This is a genomic window from Streptomyces sp. NPDC087845 (assembly GCF_044742755.1).
In the GTDB taxonomy this organism is placed as follows: domain Bacteria; phylum Actinomycetota; class Actinomycetes; order Streptomycetales; family Streptomycetaceae; genus Streptomyces.
In genome coordinates, this window is the sequence record NZ_JBIUVC010000001.1 from 962,258 (window position 1) to 979,329 (window position 17,072).

At 69.9% G+C, this 17,072-nt stretch carries 16 protein-coding genes and 1 riboswitch; of the genes, 7 read left to right on the forward strand and 9 right to left on the reverse strand.

All coding sequences use genetic code 11. The features are described from left to right. Window positions 1–308: 308 nt before the first annotated feature. From ACIOMQ_RS04470 to ACIOMQ_RS04480, 3 genes are all read right to left on the reverse strand, one after another. Complete coding sequence (locus ACIOMQ_RS04470; RefSeq protein ID WP_362195163.1) at window positions 309–542, reverse strand: hypothetical protein; 234 nt, start codon at window positions 540–542, stop codon at window positions 309–311. Then, window positions 532–780, reverse strand: coding sequence for a hypothetical protein (locus ACIOMQ_RS04475; RefSeq protein WP_362195160.1), 249 nt, complete (start codon window positions 778–780; stop codon window positions 532–534). The genes ACIOMQ_RS04470 and ACIOMQ_RS04475 overlap by 11 nt, the downstream gene beginning before the upstream one ends. Window positions 781–1,024: 244 nt before the next feature. Further along, window positions 1,025–2,410, reverse strand: coding sequence for an erythromycin esterase family protein (locus ACIOMQ_RS04480; RefSeq protein ID WP_401936909.1), 1,386 nt, complete (start codon window positions 2,408–2,410; stop codon window positions 1,025–1,027). A gap of 290 nt (window positions 2,411–2,700) precedes the next feature. Between ACIOMQ_RS04480 and ACIOMQ_RS04485 the strand changes: the two genes are divergently transcribed. Continuing rightward, window positions 2,701–4,329 (forward strand): adenosine deaminase, encoded by a 1,629-nt coding sequence (locus ACIOMQ_RS04485; RefSeq protein WP_402187816.1) that lies wholly within the window; start codon window positions 2,701–2,703, stop codon window positions 4,327–4,329. Window positions 4,330–4,495: 166 nt separating this feature from the next. Here ACIOMQ_RS04485 and ACIOMQ_RS04490 read toward each other — a convergent pair whose 3' ends face one another. Further along, a complete protein-coding gene (locus ACIOMQ_RS04490; RefSeq protein ID WP_362195151.1) occupies window positions 4,496–5,116 on the reverse strand; it encodes a TetR family transcriptional regulator in 621 nt (206 codons plus the stop codon). Between the two features lie 112 nt (window positions 5,117–5,228). Between ACIOMQ_RS04490 and ACIOMQ_RS04495 the strand changes: the two genes are divergently transcribed. Next, on the forward strand, window positions 5,229–6,419 hold the full coding sequence (locus ACIOMQ_RS04495) for a cytochrome P450 (protein ID WP_362195148.1): 1,191 nt from the start codon (window positions 5,229–5,231) through the stop codon (window positions 6,417–6,419). Between the two features lie 5 nt (window positions 6,420–6,424). Continuing rightward, window positions 6,425–6,643 (forward strand): ferredoxin, encoded by a 219-nt coding sequence (locus ACIOMQ_RS04500; RefSeq protein ID WP_362195145.1) that lies wholly within the window; start codon window positions 6,425–6,427, stop codon window positions 6,641–6,643. An 81-nt stretch (window positions 6,644–6,724) separates the two neighbouring features. On the opposite strand, the gene ACIOMQ_RS04505 is transcribed toward ACIOMQ_RS04500, so the two are convergent. Then, a complete protein-coding gene (locus tag ACIOMQ_RS04505; protein ID WP_401262971.1) occupies window positions 6,725–7,195 on the reverse strand; it encodes a hypothetical protein in 471 nt (156 codons plus the stop codon). 488 nt (window positions 7,196–7,683) lie between these two features. Here ACIOMQ_RS04505 and ACIOMQ_RS04510 point away from each other — a divergent pair, with 488 nt between their 5' ends. Continuing rightward, on the forward strand, window positions 7,684–8,526 hold the full coding sequence (locus ACIOMQ_RS04510; protein ID WP_362196015.1) for a hypothetical protein: 843 nt from the start codon (window positions 7,684–7,686) through the stop codon (window positions 8,524–8,526). 121 nt (window positions 8,527–8,647) lie between these two features. Continuing rightward, a complete protein-coding gene (locus tag ACIOMQ_RS04515; protein ID WP_401262969.1) occupies window positions 8,648–9,889 on the forward strand; it encodes an esterase/lipase family protein in 1,242 nt (413 codons plus the stop codon). 290 nt (window positions 9,890–10,179) lie between these two features. Here the strand turns inward: ACIOMQ_RS04515 and groL are convergent, their stop codons facing one another. From groL to thrC, 4 genes are all read right to left on the reverse strand, one after another. After that, complete coding sequence (groL, locus tag ACIOMQ_RS04520; RefSeq protein WP_072487928.1) at window positions 10,180–11,802, reverse strand: chaperonin GroEL; 1,623 nt, start codon at window positions 11,800–11,802, stop codon at window positions 10,180–10,182. A 321-nt stretch (window positions 11,803–12,123) separates the two neighbouring features. Then, complete coding sequence (locus ACIOMQ_RS04525; RefSeq protein ID WP_003967346.1) at window positions 12,124–12,330, reverse strand: cold-shock protein; 207 nt, start codon at window positions 12,328–12,330, stop codon at window positions 12,124–12,126. A 422-nt stretch (window positions 12,331–12,752) separates the two neighbouring features. Continuing rightward, complete coding sequence (locus ACIOMQ_RS04530; RefSeq protein WP_072487929.1) at window positions 12,753–13,031, reverse strand: MoaD/ThiS family protein; 279 nt, start codon at window positions 13,029–13,031, stop codon at window positions 12,753–12,755. Window positions 13,032–13,060: 29 nt separating this feature from the next. Continuing rightward, complete coding sequence (gene thrC / locus ACIOMQ_RS04535) at window positions 13,061–14,380, reverse strand: threonine synthase (protein ID WP_362195134.1); 1,320 nt, start codon at window positions 14,378–14,380, stop codon at window positions 13,061–13,063. A gap of 17 nt (window positions 14,381–14,397) precedes the next feature. Further along, window positions 14,398–14,524: riboswitch (SAM riboswitch) on the reverse strand. A gap of 153 nt (window positions 14,525–14,677) precedes the next feature. Here thrC and ACIOMQ_RS04540 point away from each other — a divergent pair. Both ACIOMQ_RS04540 and ACIOMQ_RS04545 read left to right on the forward strand, forming a co-directional pair. Next, on the forward strand, window positions 14,678–15,622 hold the full coding sequence (locus tag ACIOMQ_RS04540; protein WP_362195130.1) for a glucosyl-3-phosphoglycerate synthase: 945 nt from the start codon (window positions 14,678–14,680) through the stop codon (window positions 15,620–15,622). A gap of 54 nt (window positions 15,623–15,676) precedes the next feature. Then, the gene (locus tag ACIOMQ_RS04545) at window positions 15,677–17,068 is read left to right on the forward strand and encodes a trehalose-6-phosphate synthase (RefSeq protein WP_362195127.1); all 1,392 of its coding nucleotides are present in this window, start codon (window positions 15,677–15,679) and stop codon (window positions 17,066–17,068) included. The last annotated feature ends 4 nt before the right edge of the window (window positions 17,069–17,072 follow it).

Consider the following 17,072-nt stretch of genomic DNA (forward strand, 5'->3'; position numbering starts at 1 on the left):
CTGGCAGGGCCTTCCTGAACTTTTCCTGACCGCGCCGGCGCCGCGCTCTCAGTGCTTCAGGTAATGGTCCGCGACGGCGGTGAACGCGGCCTTGGGTTCCCACGGCAGGTCGGGGCAGGTGGTTCCGAGGCCGACGCCCCCCTCCCGCCCGGCCTCGTCGCCCCCCGGACTTCACCGCTCGTACGTGAAGTCCCCGCCTGGTGCGGCAAGTTGAACCAACTCACCGACCCGGCCGAAGGGCGGCACCCGCCCAGGGCGTCGCCCTTCCGTACATCCGCCGCCGTGCCGTACCTACCCGGCCGGCACCGTCACGGCAGCCGCCCCTCCCGGTTGACCTCCCTGACCCGGGCCCGCAGCACCTCCCCGAGCGGGGCCGGGCGCACCGACTCCGGCGGACACTCCCACTCCGCCCCACCGCCCGGCGCCCGCAGCTGCACGTACGGTCCGACGCACCCCATCACGCGCCCCACCCGCCCGTCCCGGGTGTCCACCGCGAACGACCCGGGCTCCGGCCCGCACCGCTCCGACCCCTCACCCGTCATGACCGGCCAGCCCCTGCGCCTCCAGCACCACACTCAGCCGCAGCGCCGTGTCGAGGTTGCACCGGCCGAGGTCGACCAGCGGCGTCATCGGTTCGTCCCCCGCACACGTCACCGGGTCGATCCGCAGCGACGGCAACGTGATGCCCACCCCCGAGAACCCTTCCTTGAGCCGCGTCACCGCGTCCTCGGCCGCCCGCACTCTGCCCTCTGCCGCCCTGCGCCGTTCCTTGATCGTCATGACCCATCCCTTTCCACGCTGAGTAATGACAATGCATACCCAGCGTGTCCAACGCGCGGCTCGCCCGGAAGAGGCGCAGAACCGGCAACCGCACGAGTGTCACAGGGAGTTGTCATGCCTGGCGCCAAAAGCCTGGAGTCCGGTCGACGTGGCCGACAAGGCGGCGGACAGAGCGACGAACAGGGCGGCAGACGGAGCGGCGAACAGGGCGGCGAACAGGGCGGCGAACGGGGCGGCGGAGCCGCTACGGCTTCAGCTTGTCGGCCTCCCGGACTTCGTGGAGGTGGATGAGGACGTCGAAGGACTTGGCGATCGCGGTGTCGCGCGGCTTCTCGGGGAACTGCGTACCGACGTTGAGCGTGGGCCGGGCGACGTTCAGCCAGGCGCGCGCCGCTGCCGGGGCCTTGCGGACGTCGAGGTAGAAGTCCCGGTAGCGGACCTGGTCGAGGGTGTACTCGTTCCTGCCGGGCTCGGCGGCGTCCACGGTGAACTTCTTCCAGTCACCGCCGAGGGCGCCGTCCTTCGACAGGAAGGAGCCCTGGTTGAAGGTGAAGCCGATGGGGAGGTAGTTCTTGCCCATCGTGTCCCGCAGGAACGACCCCTGTGTCTTGGAATACATCTCGGGATCGCCGGCGACGTAGCCGACGTGGTCGTTCTGCGCCGACAGCAGGATCTTGTCGCCGGTGTGCTCCTGCCACCAGGCGACGTTCTGGGCCATCACCTCGTCGCGGAAGCGCTCAAGGGTGTTCAGGGACTCCGGGTCGTCGGGGTTCAAGGTGAGGAACTTGGCGGTCTGGGCGATGGAGCGGGCGTTCTGCTCGGCCCAGTCGAAGGCGTCTCCGCCGGAGCCCTTCCGGCTGCTGACCAGTTCCAGGGCCTTCTGCGCCCTGGCGGCGAGCTGCTGCCGTTCCGCGAGCGGCTTGCCCAGGTAGGCGAAGACGTCGTCGATGGGTCGCAGGCCGGTGTAGAGCTCGTCGAGCCGCGCCAAGTCGTCCGGGTGGTTCTGCCGCACGTAGCCGGTCACCCGGCCGAAGAACGCGTCGTTCAGCGAGGGGGCGCCGATGTCGTCACCCATGAAGTGGACGGGGCGGTCGGGGTGGTGGCGGTTGTAGTCGCGCATCCACTCGATGAGGCTCACGAACTCCTCGCGCTCCCACGGGGAGTTGGTCAGCGTCTCCTTGGCGATCTTGCGGGCGTCGCCCTTGCCGGTCTGGAGGTAGTCGTCGATCTGGAGCCCCGCGGACCAGCTCAGCTCCAGGGCGAAGGTGGTGAAGCCCTTCTTCTCGACGAGGTGGCGGAAGACCCGCTCCTTCATGGTGAAGAACTCGTGGGAGCCGTGGGTGGCCTCGCCGAGGCCGACCACGTCGGCGTCGCCGATCATCGCGTCCAGGGCTCGCAGGTCGGCCGTGTTCCCGCCCGGCTCGGTCGAACGCAGCGGGTGGGCCGCCCGCTCCAGTGCGCGTACCGGGTTCTGCTTCCCGACGACCGCGGTCGGCACGGCCGCACCGGCCGTGCCGGCCGTGCCGACTTCGGCCGCCTGGACCGCCACAGGGGCGAGGACCGCTCCCATCGCGACCGCCGCCGTCGCCAGCAGTACCCGCCGGCTGATGTGCTTCCGATGCCTTGCCATGCTTTTCTGCCCCTCGCCTTGCCTTTTGCAGCTTGAGAAGGATCATCGTCTGCGAATCCATTGCCGCGCACTGGGGGAAGCCGCCGAACACCTTCGGGGGATACCCCCCGCACGGAGGGGAGCAGGGTGGTTGGTGAACAAGAACAGCAACCGTCGCCGCTGAGCCCAGGGGAAAGCGCGTGCGATCGCGCCACGGTGCGTATCCGCGCGCGCACTCGATCGGGTGGAGGTTTCCGGCCATAGATGCGGTTTGAGTGAGAAATGCTCTCCCCGGACGCGATCATTCGGCGGTGATCTCATCGAACCGGACGGCTCACCGTCCCAAGTCCCTGCTCCCGGCCGGGCTCGGCGCACTTGCCGTACTGACTCTGCTCCCGGCGATCCCGGCCAACGCCGCGCCCACGCCCGCGACCGCCCCCGCGAAGGAGTCCTCGTCGCGGGTCGCCACGTACGCGTCACCCCGCGCGGTGACCGCCGCCGAGCGCAGGACCTCCGCCTACCTCCGCTCGCTGCGCAACAGCCCCGAGAGGCAGAAGTCCTTCTTCAAGTCGCTGCCCAAGGGGGGCGACCTCCACAACCACCTCTCCGGTGCGGTCAGGACCGAGTATCTGATCAAGCTCGCGGCCGAGGGCGGCCTGTGCATCGACGCGACGATGAAGGCGGTCGCACCGCCGTGCGGACCGGGTACGAGGCCCGCCGCCGACGCACGGAGGGACGCCACCTTCAAGCAGGAGATCATCCGGGCCTGGTCCATGCAGGACTTCCCGGCCGATCAGTCCGGGCACGACCACTTCTTCGACACGTTCGACAAGTTCGGCATGGCGACCTGGTACACCCGCGGCAAGATGCTCGCCAACGTGGCCAACACCGTTGCCGAACAGAACCAGTTCTATCTGGAGACCATGGTCTCCCCCGCGTCGGACAGCGCCAAGCAGCTTGCCGAGTCCGTGGGTTACGACGCCGACCTGGCGGCGTTCCACCGCAAGCTCGTGGCCGGCGGAAAGCTCGACCGGGTCGTGGACGAGGCGGTCAAGGAGGCCGACGACACCGACGTCCAGTTCCGGAAGGCCGCGCACTGCGACACCGCGCGCCCCGACCCGGGCTGTCGGCTTCCCGTGAAGTGGATCTCCCAGGTCTCCCGGGGCAGCTCCCCGGCACGGGTGTTCACGCAGATGGCACTCGGCATGCGGCTGGCCGAGCGCGACCCGAGGTTCGTCGCCGTCAACCTCGTCCAGCCCGAGGACTGGGACAGCTCGCTGGCCAACTACAGCCTCCAGATGCGGATGCTGAAGTACTTGCGCGGCCAGTACCCGGGCGCCCACCTCACCCTGCACGCCGGTGAACTGGCCCCCGGCCTGGTCAAGCCCGAGGACCTGACGTTCCACATCCGCGAGGCCGTACTCGTCGCCGGAGCCGAACGCATCGGGCACGGTGTGGACCTGGTCCACGAGGACGACTGGCGCGGCCTCGCCCGGACGATGGCCCGGCGCAAGGTCGCGGTCGAGGTGCCGTTCTCCAGCAACAAGCAGATCCTCGGCATCGCGGGCAACGACCACCCGTTCAACGCCTACCGCCGCTACGGCGTCCCGGTGGTCCTGTCCACGGACGACCCGGGGGTCTCACGGATCGACATCAGCCACGAGTACCGGTACGCCGCCAAGACGTACGACCTCGGCTACGTCGAACTGAAGGACCTGGCGCGCGCCTCGCTGGAGTACGCGTTCCGCAACGGCCGCAGCCTGTGGGCCACCGGCTCCGCCCCCTCCGGCTACCGCCTGGTCGCCGCCTGCTCCGGCAACCGGCCGGGCACCGAGCACCCGAGCACGCGCTGCGCCCGCTACCTCGCCGACAACCCGAAGGCGGCGACCGAGTGGCGCCAGGAGACGGCCTTCGCCACCTTCGAGGCCCGTCACCGGTAACCGCGCACAGCACCCGGCACATCCGGGCCCCGGGCCTTGAGCGCCGGGGCCCGGACGCGTCCCCCGGGCCTGACTCCCCCACCCGACTCCCCCACCCAGCTCCCGGACCTGACCCCCAGGTCCGGCCCCCGGACCCGACTCCCAGCCCCGACTCTCCGACCCGGCTCTACTCCTGCTGGTCCGGCGCCGACCAGAGATGGCTGAGCGTGCCGAGCACGAGGCGGCACACCTCGTCCGGTTCGGCACCGGCCAGCGGCTCGCGCGCGACGACCGTCCGCATCAGGCCGATGCCGAGGAGCCACGCCATGGCGAGATCCGCACGCAGCGCGCCGTCCCGGGCGTCGGAGAGCCCGGCCAGCGCGCTCTGGTACTCCTCGCCCAACTCCCGCAAGGTTCCGGCCGCTTCGTCGCCCCGCCCGATGGATCGCAGATACACCTCCAGCGAGCGGTCCCCGGCTCCGCCCGCCGCGCTGCGGGTCAGCATCGAACGCAGGGCGGTCTCGAAGAGTTCCTCGGGCGGCGTCGCCCGCAACTGTTCGAGGCCGCCCTGCGCGAGGACCTCCGTGAGCAGCCCCTGCTTGGACCCGAAGTACCGGAAGAGCAGGGCCTGGTTGGCTCCGGCCCGTTCCGCGATGCTCCGGACCGTCGTCCCTTCGTAACCCCGTTCCGCGAACAGGTCACGGGCCGCCTCCAGCAGCCGGCGGCGGGTCGCCGCGGCATCCCGGCGGCGCGTGGCCGCGGCATCGCGGCGGCGCTCTCCGGACGACGGTGCGGGGGCGGGCTCCATGTCGGCCTTCCTCTCGGAGCGGCCCGTCAGGATAACGGCCGTAAAGCATCGTTGACCGCCCGCGAAGCCACTCCTACCGTTGTAAGCAGCTGCTTACATTTGGGAGGCCGCAGTGACCACAGCAGACATCGCACCCCTCGCCTACCCCTTCAACACCGCCGAGGGTCTGCAGCTCGCCGAGGAGTACGAGCGCGTACGCGACCAGCCGGGCCTGTTACGGGTCCAGATGGCGTACGGCGAACCGGCCTGGCTCGCCACCCGTTACGCCGATGCCCGGCTCGTCCTGGGCGACCAGCGGTTCAGCCGGGCCGCGGCCGCGTCGCACGACGAGCCCCGGCAGTCCGAGGGGAAGCGCGACGGCGGCATCCTCGGCATGGACCCGCCCGACCACACCCGGCTGCGCTCCCTGGTCGCCAAGGCGTTCACGGTCCGCCAGGTGGAGAAGTTGCGGCCGCAGGTACGGGAGCTGACCGCGACCCTCCTCGACGACATGGAGGCGGCCGGACAACCCGCGGACCTGGTGGACCTGTTCGCGCTGCCGCTGCCGGTCGCGGTGATCTGCCGGATGCTGGGCGTACCCACCGAGGACCGCCCGCGCTTCCGGGTGTGGAGCGACGACGCGCTGTCGACCAGTTCCCTCACCGCGGCGGAGTTCGACGCCAGCCGGGAGGAACTGCGCGCCTACATGCGGGGATTGATCGAGCAGCACCGCCGGGAACCGCAGGACGACCTGATGACGGCGTTGATCGAGGCACGCGACGGCGGCGACCGGCTCTCCGAGCTCGAACTCGTCGATCTGTGCGTCGGCATCCTGGTGGCGGGACACGAGACGACGGCGTCCCAGATCCCCAACTTCGTCCTCACGCTGCTGGATCACCCGGACCAGTTGGCCAGGCTCAGGGCCGAGCCCGAGCTCGTTCCGAACGCGGTGGAGGAACTGCTGCGCTTCGTGCCGCTGGGCAGCGGCGCGGGCCAGCCCCGATACGCCACCGAGGACATCGAGGTCGGTGGAACCCTCGTCCGGGCCGGCAGTCCGGTCCTGGTCGCGGTGGGCGCCGCCAACCGCGACGCGCTGCGGTTCACCGCCCCGGGCGTGCTGGACATCGCCCGCGCGGGCAATCAGCACCTCGGATTCGGCCACGGGGTCCACCACTGCCTGGGCGCTCCGCTGGCCCGGCTGGAACTCCAGGAAGCGCTGGGCGCACTGATCGCCCGCTTCCCGGGGCTGAAACTGGCGGGTGACGTGACGTGGAAGTCCGAGATGCTGGTGCGCGGTCCGCGCGTCATGCCGGTCGGGTGGTGACCGGGATGACCTGGAACGTACGCGTCGATCCGGAGCTCTGCCAGGCGTCCGGCATGTGCGCCGGGACCATCCCCGAGGTGTTCGCCCTGGACGGGGAGCACGCCCGGGTGAAGGCGGACGGGATCGAGCCGGACGAGCGGGTGCTGGACGCCGCCGACATCTGCCCGGCCCAGGCGATCACCGTGCACGACGGGACGTCGGTCATCGGTCCCCGCCGCGACTGAGCCCCCCACGGAGAGACCGCCCCGTGCCGGGAAGGACGATCTCGGCACGGGGCGGTCGGGGTAAGGGTGACGGGGCGGGTTCTAGCCGAGCCGCTCCAGGATCCACTGGGGGCGGCCCTCGGGGCTGAGGATCACGCGGCTGCCCTCCGTGGTCAGGTTGCCCAGCTCACCGCGGCCGAGGGAAATGACGACCGGCGCCCCGTCGTCCGGGGTCTGGATCGTCCACTGGTCGGGCTGGCGGCCGCACTCGTCCACCCACACCGCCGGCGGGTAGATCCGGACCGGCGAGAGTGCCAGGCAGCGGTTCTCCCCGCGCGTCTCGCGGATCTGGGCCAGGCCGTTGCCCTGGTTGCGGATCTCCCACACGGTGCCCGGGTTGCAGGGCTCGATGTGACCGCCCAGCGGACCTTCACCGCCCGCCAGACACGCGCCGGTGCGCGCATCCCGGATGAAGTACGCCCCGTTGGCGGCGTCGGCGGCCTGGGCGGGGGTGGCCAGCGCCGTGGCGGCGACGGCGGACACGGCGAGAGAGAGGATCGAACGAATACGCACGGGACTCCTCGTACGAGAGGGAAACACGGGAAGACGGGCCGCGTCGGCGGCGGCCCGGAGCTCCCAAGGTCACAAATATGTGCGACCGTTCGCACGCCGCCACGGGCGTGCGGCCCGATTTTCCACTCCAACGGCAGCGGCGCACGCGCATCACGCACGGCGCGCTCGCATCACTGTCGCGCCCCCTGTGACCAGGCGCATTCCCCCCGGAGCTCAAGCCTCGAAGTCCGAGCGCTCTTTCCGAGGAAAGGGAGGCGGGCCACTTCCCACCCACCCTCCCTGCCCGGTGAGTTGACTTCCCGTGACCGGCTTGCCACGGATGGTGGCCAAGCCTTAGCGTTCCGAATAACGAACAACCCCCGCCGAGTGCACTAACACCTGACGGGGGTCTAACCACCTCGATCGTTAGGAGCGATCCGATGGCTGTCAGTCAGCATAGTCCCACCCCGTGCGCCCCGCACGTATCCCTGTCCGCACTGCCGCACCCGATGGCCAATCCGGGCTACGGCAAGCGTTCCGCACCCTCACAACTCCCCCGCACCGACCGCGATTTCGCGCATCTGCCACCTCGCGAGGCGTCCATCGCCGCGTACCTCGACCAACTGCCCGACGGCGCCGACATCTCCGTGAAGACGCTGGCCAAGGTCCTGCCGTACGGGCAGTGCGCGCTGCGGACCGCCCTCAACCGGCTCCAGGACGCCGGGCATCTGCGGCGCGGCAGCGAGTGCGTGGCCAACGACGAGGTCCTGCTCTGGGTGACCCGCACGTTCTTCTCCCGCACGGCGCGGGACGACACCTGGTGGGCGGCGTTCACCCGGGGCGACGTACCGCCGGAGCGGCACCAACGCCCCACCCGCACACGGGCGTTCGTCCTGCTGGCCGCGCTGGGCCGCACCGCACCCGCGCTCACCCTGTCGGCGGCGGACTGCGCGGCGCTGGAACCGCGGGTCACCGACTGGTTCTCGCGCGGCGCCACGGAGGCGGAAGTGCTCCACGCCCTCACCGACGGCCTGCCCACCCCCGTCCACCACGCGGCAGCCCTCGTCCGCAGGCGACTGGCCGACAAGATGCCACCCGAACGGGTCGCTCCGGCACCACAGCGGACGCTGTTGCGCACCCTCGAATGCGGCGAGTGCCGCGCACCCGGCAGTCCGGAAGCCCTGATCGGCGGCCGCTGCGGACCGTGCCGGGGCAACCCCGCCGACGCTCCCGCAGGCCCGGCCGGAACCGTCCCGGCCACCGGTGTGCGCAGCCGCATGAGCGAGGTCCGGGCGGCGATGACGCCACGCTCCGAGCGAACCGGCCGCCCGACCCGATCCCGCCTCCCGTGATCACGGGTGTCCGAAACCGGCTCCCACCTGGGAGTGGTTTGATCCGCTTCCCCTCCCTGATCGCTACTTTGCGTGTTCCTCTTGGCGCGCTGTAACGAACCGACCCAAAGGGGAACGAACCATGTCCGAACCGACCCACGAGCAGATCGTCTCGGAACTTCACAGCAAGCCCCCCATCACCCTGGCCCCCGGCCCCCGTCTGGACGCCGAGCCGCACGGTGCCCTGCCGCTGCCGCCCAGCACCGTGTGGGATCTGCCGGGCGGCACCGCCTGGGTCTACTACGGCGAAGGGAACCCGGGCCTGGTACGCCCCGTGATCTTCGCCGACGGGTTCAACACCGGGCCGAGCAGCCTGGACTTCTCCTGGGAGATCATGGAGTTCGGCGACTACGCGCTCATCAGCGAGCTGCGCCGCCGGGGACACGACGTCATCCTTCTCGGCTTCCATGAGCGCAGTGCGTCAATTCTGGACAACTCCAAGACCGCGCAGGCCGCGATCATGCAGGCCGTCGCGGAGCGGCAGGGCGACACACCGCTGGCCGTCGGCGGATTCAGCATGGGCGGGCTCGTCACCCGGCACGCACTGGCCAAGATGGAGAGCCAGGACATCGACCACCAGACCGCTCTGTACTTCTCGTACGACAGCCCCCACCGCGGCGCCTGGATCCCGATCGCGCTCCAGGCGTTCGCGCACTACATCAAGGATCTCGACAGCCGGTTCTCCGACCAGATCAACAGCCCGGCCGCGCGCCAGCTGCTGTGGCGGCACATCGAGAAGTGGGACGGGACGCCGGACCGGAGCGACGAGCGCGCCGCGTTCCTCGCCGAGATGCAGGCCGTCGGCGAGTGGCCGCGCCGGCCGCGGCTGATCGGCGTCGCCAACGGCACGGGCGACGGCGTCGGCACCGACGTCCGTCCGGGCGAACTGGCTCTGGAGGGCAAGGGGCTCTCGGTCCTGGGCACCAAGCTCTACACCCAGACGCCGGGCGACAACGAACTCGTCGCGAAACTGCGGGTGGTGACGCTGAAGACCAACGAGGTGCACAGGTCCGGACTTCCGTCCATCGACGGTGCGCCCGGCGGCTCGCTGGAAGGCTTCGGCATCCTCGCCGACGCCTTCAACGCCCTCAGCCCCGTCCTCGGGTTCAAGACCGACGTACGGATCCGCTCGCACTGCTTCGTGCCGGCCGTCAGCGCGGTCGACATCCGCGGTCTGGAGACGGACGAGGAGCTGTACGCGAACATCTCCGCACTCCCGCAGGAGGACAGCGGGCTGGACGAGTTCAGGCTCGCGTCCCGCAACGAGGGGCACACCCTCGTGACGCAGGAGCTCTGCACCTGGCTTCTCGACCGGCTCCCGTAGGGCCTTCCGCACGGCGCCCGGCGCCCCACCGGACCGGGGAGCCCGGGAGCCGGGAAGTCGGGAAGTCGGGCGCGCGTACGAAGGCGGGCCGCGGTATCACGCGCCCACGGTGCTCCGGCGGGCACCGTGGGCGCGCCGTGCCGCGGCCCGCCGGGGAGCCCCGTCCGAGGATGCCGTCCGGGAGTGTCGGCCCGAAGCGCCGACCGGGACGGAAACGACATCGCCCCCGGGACCTGATGGTCCCGGGGGCGATGCGGCAAAGCTGTACAGGAACTACCGATCCGTCAGGATCAGAAGTCCATGTCACCGCCCGGCATGCCGCCCGGAGCGGCCGCGGCGGCCTTCTCCGGCTTGTCGGCGATGACGGCCTCGGTGGTGAGGAACAGCGCGGCGATGGACGCGGCGTTCTGCAGGGCGGAACGCGTGACCTTCGCCGGGTCGAGGATGCCCTCGGCGATCATGTCGACGTACTCGCCGGTCGCGGCGTTCAGACCGTGGCCGACGGCCAGGTTGCGCACCTTCTCGACGACGACGCCGCCCTCGAGACCACCGTTGACGGCGATCTGCTTGAGCGGGGCCTCCAGCGCCAGCTTGACGGCGTTGGCGCCGGTCGCCTCGTCACCCGAGAGCTCCAGCTTCTCGAAGACGGCCGAGGCCTGGAGCAGAGCCACGCCACCACCGGCGACGATGCCCTCCTCGACGGCGGCCTTGGCGTTGCGCACCGCGTCCTCGATGCGGTGCTTGCGCTCCTTGAGCTCGACCTCGGTCGCGGCACCGGCCTTGATGACGGCCACGCCGCCGGCCAGCTTCGCGAGGCGCTCCTGAAGCTTCTCGCGGTCGTAGTCCGAGTCGGAGTTCTCGATCTCGGCACGGATCTGGTTGACGCGACCCTGAACCTGGTCGCTGTCACCGGCACCGTCGACGATCGTGGTCTCGTCCTTGGTGATGACGACCTTGCGGGCGCGGCCGAGCAGGTCGAGACCGGCGTTCTCCAGCTTGAGGCCGACCTCCTCGGAGATGACGGTGCCACCGGTGAGGATGGCGATGTCGCCGAGCATGGCCTTGCGGCGGTCACCGAAGCCCGGAGCCTTGACGGCGACGGACTTGAAGGTGCCACGGATCTTGTTGACGACCAGGGTCGACAGGGCCTCGCCCTCGACGTCCTCGGCGATGATCAGCAGCGGCTTGCCGGACTGCATGACCTTCTCCAGCAGCGGAAGGAGGTCCTTCACGTTGCTGACCTTCGAGTTCACGATCAGGATGTACGGGTCGTCGAGGGACGACTCCATGCGCTCCATGTCCGTGGCGAAGTACGCCGAGATGTAGCCCTTGTCGAAGCGCATACCCTCGGTGAGCTCCAGCTCCAGACCGAAGGTCTGGGACTCCTCGACGGTGATGACGCCTTCCTTGCCGACCTTGTCCATGGCCTCGGCGATGAGCTCGCCGATCTGGGTGTCGGCGGCGGAGATGGAGGCGGTCGAAGCGATCTGCTCCTTGGTCTCCACGTCCTTGGCCTGCTCCAGGAGGGCGGCGGAGACGGCCTCGACGGCCTTCTCGATACCCCGCTTGAGGGCCATCGGGTTGGCACCCGCGGCGACGTTGCGAAGGCCCTCGCGGACGAGCGCCTGGGCGAGAACGGTGGCGGTGGTCGTACCGTCGCCGGCGACGTCGTCCGTCTTCTTGGCGACCTCCTTGACCAGCTCCGCACCGATCTTCTCGTACGGGTCCTCCAGCTCGATCTCCTTGGCGATGGACACACCATCGTTGGTGATCGTGGGGGCGCCCCACTTCTTCTCAAGGACGACGTTGCGACCCTTGGGGCCAAGGGTGACCTTGACGGCGTCGGCGAGCTGGTTCATGCCGCGCTCGAGACCGCGCCGGGCCTCCTCGTCGAACGCGATGATCTTGGCCATGTGAAGTGGTCCTCCCGGACAGGGGTGGATTTCTCCGGACCGAGTGGCGCCCGCGACGGACGGCCTGCGTGACCGGTGGTTCCTTGCCCCACCGGACCTGCGGGCCTCACCGGCCCGGTCCAAGTTCTGTCACTCTCACCTGGAGAGTGCTAACGCCAATGATTAGCACTCGACCCCGGAGAGTGCAAGCGTCCCCCTCGGGATGTGGACAACCACGCCCCCTCCCGGGCGGCCCCGGACGCACGGACGCACGGAGGGCCCGTACCCCAGGGGTACGGACCCTCCGTGCGTGAGTAGTGTCGTTGGCCGACCGCGTCGAGCTCAGCCGACGGCGAGCTTGACCATGTCCGCCTGCGGCCCCTTCTGGCCCTGCGAGATCTCGAATTCAACTCGCTGACCCTCTTCGAGGGTGCGGTACCCGTCCATCTGGATCGCGCTGTAGTGGACGAAAACATCCGCACCACCGTCGACCGCGATGAAGCCGTACCCCTTCTCCGCGTTGAACCACTTGACGGTGCCCTGAGCCATGCCTAACTCCCCTATTACTGGCCCTTGCACAGGACCGCACTTCGCGGACCCGGGTCAGAACTCACCCTCCGACAGGAGAGGGTGTGTGCGCCGGAACGCGTCGACCGCGGCCGAATGTATCTGCCCAACTGCCCTCTGCAACAGGTCAATCGGACGAGAATTCTGGGCAGCACCGAACGCCCGAATATGAGGGATTCATGAGATTCCAGGGCAAGTCGGGCCGGGCAAAGGCGACTTATGGCGCAAGGAGATCGAGCACTTTGGCTGCTTCTTGTCGCGACCGGGCGCATTCTCGTATGCGGGCGGTACGGGCAGCTGGGGGGACTTCCCACACTGTACCGCGCTCAACCATGCAGAATTGCCCCCTCCGCTTCTCTCGCAGAGGGGGCAATTCCGATAACGCCGTGAAACCGGACAGGGGGTCAGCAGCCGCCCGCGACCGCCGGGATGATCGAGATGCCGGCGCCGTCCGGCGTCGCCGTCTCCAGGCCGCCCTCGAAGCGCACGTCGTCGTCGTTGACGTACACGTTCACGAAGCGGCGCAGCTTGCCCTGGTCGTCCAGGACGCGCGCGGCGATGCCCGGGTGGTTCTGCTCCAGGGACTCGATGACCTGCGAGAGGGTCGAGCCCTCCGCCGGGACCTCGGCCTGGCCGCCCGTGTAGGTGCGGAGGATGGTGGGGATGCGGACCTTGACGCTCATGGCGGGTGCCTCTCTTCGGTCTCGGGTGGTCAGCTGGTGGCGAGGCCGGCGGCGCGGAACGCGTCCAGGCTCGGGCGGATCGTCGCGGTCGCCTGCGAGGTGGCGGCCACCGCGTCCAGGGTCTTGAGGCCGTCACCGGTGTTGAGGACGACGGTGGTCAGCGCCGGGTCGAGCAGACCGGCCTCGATGAGCTTCTTCGTCACGCCGACCGTCACCCCGCCGGCCGTCTCCGCGAAGATGCCCTCGGTGCGCGCCAGCAGCTTGATCGCGTCGACGACCTGCTCGTCGTCGACGTCCTCGACCGCGCCGCCGGTGCGGCGGGCGATGTCCAGGACGTACGGGCCGTCGGCCGGGTTGCCGATCGCCAGGGACTTGGCGATGGTGTTCGGCTTCTGGGGCCGTACGACGTCGAGTCCGGCCTTGAAGGCGGTGGAGACCGGGGAGCAGCCCTCGGCCTGGGCACCGAAGATCTTGTACGGCTTGTCCTCGACCAGACCGAGCTTGATCAGCTCCTGGAGGCCCTTGTCGATCTTCGTGAGCTGCGAGCCGGACGCGATCGGGATGACGATCTGGTCGGGCAGCCGCCAGCCGAGCTGCTCGCAGATCTCGTAGGCCAGGGTCTTGGAGCCCTCGCCGTAGTAGGGGCGCAGGTTGACGTTGACGAAGCCCCAGCCCTCGCCGAGCGGGTCGCCGATGAGCTCCGAGCAGAAGCGGTTGACGTCGTCGTAGTTGCCCTCGATGCCGACCAGCTCACCGCCGTACACCGCGGCCATGACGACCTTGCCCTGTTCCAGGTCGTGCGGGATGAACACGCAGGAGCGGAAACCGGCGCGGGCGGCGGCGGCGCCCACCGCACCGGCGAGATTGCCGGTGGAGGAGCAGGAGAGGGTGGTGAATCCGAAGGCGCGGGCGGCCTCGACGGCGATGGCGACGACCCGGTCCTTGAAGGAGTGCGTCGGGTTGCCGGAGTCGTCCTTGACGTACAGGCCGCCGGTGACGCCCAGCTCACGGGCGAGGTTGTCGGCCTTGACCAGCTTGGTGAAGCCGGGGTTGATGTTGGGCTTGTCCGCGACATCGGCGGGGACCGGCAGCAGCGGCGCGTAACGCCAGATGTTGTTCGGTCCGGCCTCGATGCGCTTCTTCAGCTCGTCGGGGGAGCCGCTCGGCAGGTCGTACGCCACTTCGAGCGGCCCGAAACACGACGCGCAGGCGAAAAGGGGGCCGAGCTCGAAACGCTCGCCGCACTCCCGGCAGGAAAGCGCCGCGGCGGGGCCCAGATCGACGGTGCCGGTCTCGGCGTCAGCGCCGGTGGAAGAATTGGTGCTTACTGCAACAGTCTGCGCAGCCATGGAGGCGAGGCCCTTTCTCCTCATCTTCCTCGCGGCGCATTTCGCCACGAGACGGAATTGGCACCTTCCCTACCTGACCTCGCGGTCGGCAGGAGGGTTGCCGGGACTTCAACGGGCCGTTCCCTCAGTCCCTCTGGATGAGCGCTGTGGCACCGGATCCACGATCCGGGCATTTATTGGCGGACTGACCCCGACATGCGACGGCCATCCGCGTTGTTCAAGACTGTAACCGAAGCAGCGGACAGTTGAGATAGTCGTCCGAACCGCGAGATGGATCACATACAGGGAGTATCGACCGTGCTGGAAGAGGTCGAACGCTGGCTGGCCAGGCGTTCCTGGTCGGTCGCCGACCGCCCGCTGGACCGGCTCCTCGCAGCCAAGGAACCGGGCCGCGGGAGCGTGAGCGTCGTGCTGCCCGCGCTGAACGAGGAGGCGACGGTCGGCGCGATCGTCGCGACGATCCGGCGCGAGCTGATGGAGAAGGTCCAGCTGGTCGACGAACTCGTGGTGATCGATTCCGGTTCCACGGACGCCACCGCGAAGGCGGCCCGGGAGGCCGGCGCGCGGGTGGTCCACCGGGACGACATACTGCCCCGGATACCTGCCGTGCCCGGCAAGGGCGAGGTGCTGTGGCGGTCGCTCCTGGTGACCGGCGGTGACATCGTCTGCTTCGTCGACGCCGACCTGAAGGACTTCTCGGCCGACTTCGTCTCCGGCATCGTGGGCCCGCTGCTGACCGATCCGGACGTGCGGTTCGTCAAGGCGATGTACGACCGGCCGCTCGGCGACACCGCGGGGCAGGGCGGCCGCGTCACCGAGCTGGTGGCCCGTCCGCTGCTCAATATGCACTGGCCGCAGCTGGCCGGTTTCGTCCAGCCGCTGGGCGGCGAGTACGCCGTACGCCGCTCCCTCCTCGAACAGCTGCCCTTCCCCGTCGGCTACGGGGTGGAACTGGGTCTCCTGGTCGACGCGCTGCACACGGTGGGCCTGGACGCGCTGGCCCAGGTCGACGTGGGGGTGCGCAAGCACCGCCACCAGGACGGTCAGGCGCTCGGCCGAATGGCGGCGGCGATCTACCGGACCGCCCAGCTCCGGCTGTCCCGCGGGCACCTGGTACGGCCTTCGCTCACCCAGTTCGAGCGCGGTGAGGACGGCTTCGTACCGCACACCCATGCGGTGGACACCGAGGAGCGGCCGCCGATGCGCGAGATCGAGGAGTACATTTCACGCCGCGCGGCCTGACGTGACCCGACTTCGCACGTTTGGGCGGTTCGTGATCGGGCTAGATTCCGCAACATGGTCTCCGAGCACGAAGCCCAGCCCGCCGCCCAGGTCCTCGTCGCGTCCAACCGCGGCCCGGTGTCGTACGCGCTGGGCACCGACGGGTCACTCGACGCGAAACGGGGCGGCGGCGGGCTCGTCTCCGGGCTGAGCGCCGTCAAGGACAAGCTGTGGGTGTGCGCCGCGCTCGGTGACGGGGACCGGGAGGCGGTCCGGCGCGGGGTCGGTGAGCCGGGCGTGCGGATGCTCGACATCGACGCGGCCGTGCACGCGGACGCGTACAACGGCATCGCGAACTCGGTGCTCTGGTTCATCCACCACCTGCTGTACCAGACCCCGCTGGAGCCGGTCTTCGACGCGGAGTTCCGGCGGCAGTGGGCGTCGTTCGAGACGTACAACCGGGCCTTCGCCGAGGCGCTCGCCGCGGAGGCGGGTCCCGGCGCGGCGGTGCTGGTGCAGGACTACCACCTGGCGCTGGTGCCCGGCATGCTCCGCGAGCTCCGCCCCGACCTGCAAATCGGCCACTTCACGCACACCCCGTGGGCGCCCGTCGACTACTTCCGCCTGCTTCCCGACGACATCGCCGAGCAGTTGCTGCACGGCATCCTGGGCGCGGACCGGGCGGCGTTCCTGACCCGGCGCTGGGCGGACGCCTTCATCGACTGCTGCACACAGATCCTGGGCGGCACCGGGCGGACCAGGGTCGGGGTGCACGGGCTCGGCGCGGACGCGGACTTCCTGCGCCGGCGCGCGCACGAGGCGGACGTGGACGAGCGGATGGCGGCGCTGCGGGAGCAGGTCGGCCCCGGGCGGAGGACGATCGTACGAGTGGACCGGACGGAACTGTCCAAGAACATCGTGCGCGGGCTGCTCGCCTACCGCGCGCTCCTGGACGAGCGGCCCGAATGGCGCGAGCGCGTCGTCCACGTCGCCTTCGCCTACCCCTCGCGGCAGGACCTGACGGTGTACCGCGACTACACGGCCGAGGTCCGGCAGGTCGCCGACGACATCAACGCCGCGTACGGCACGGCGGGCTGGACGCCGGTCGTGCTGCACGTCAAGGACGACTTCGCCCGCTCGCTCGCCGCATACCGGCTGGCCGACGTGGCGCTCGTCAACCCGATCCGCGACGGCATGAACCTGGTCGCCAAGGAGATCCCGGTCGTCTCCGACCACGGCTGCGCGCTGGTGCTGTCGCGGGAGGCGGGGGCGTACGAGGAGCTGGGCAGCGACGCGGTCGTGGTGAACCCGTACGACGTGTCCGCGACGGCCGCGGCGCTGCACGAGGCGCTCACGATGGCGGACGACGAACGGGCCGCGCGCACCGAACGGCTGGCCGCGGCGGCGGTGGCGCTCCCGCCGCAGCAGTGGTTCCTCGACCAGCTGGACGCGTTGCGGCGGGAGTGAGCCG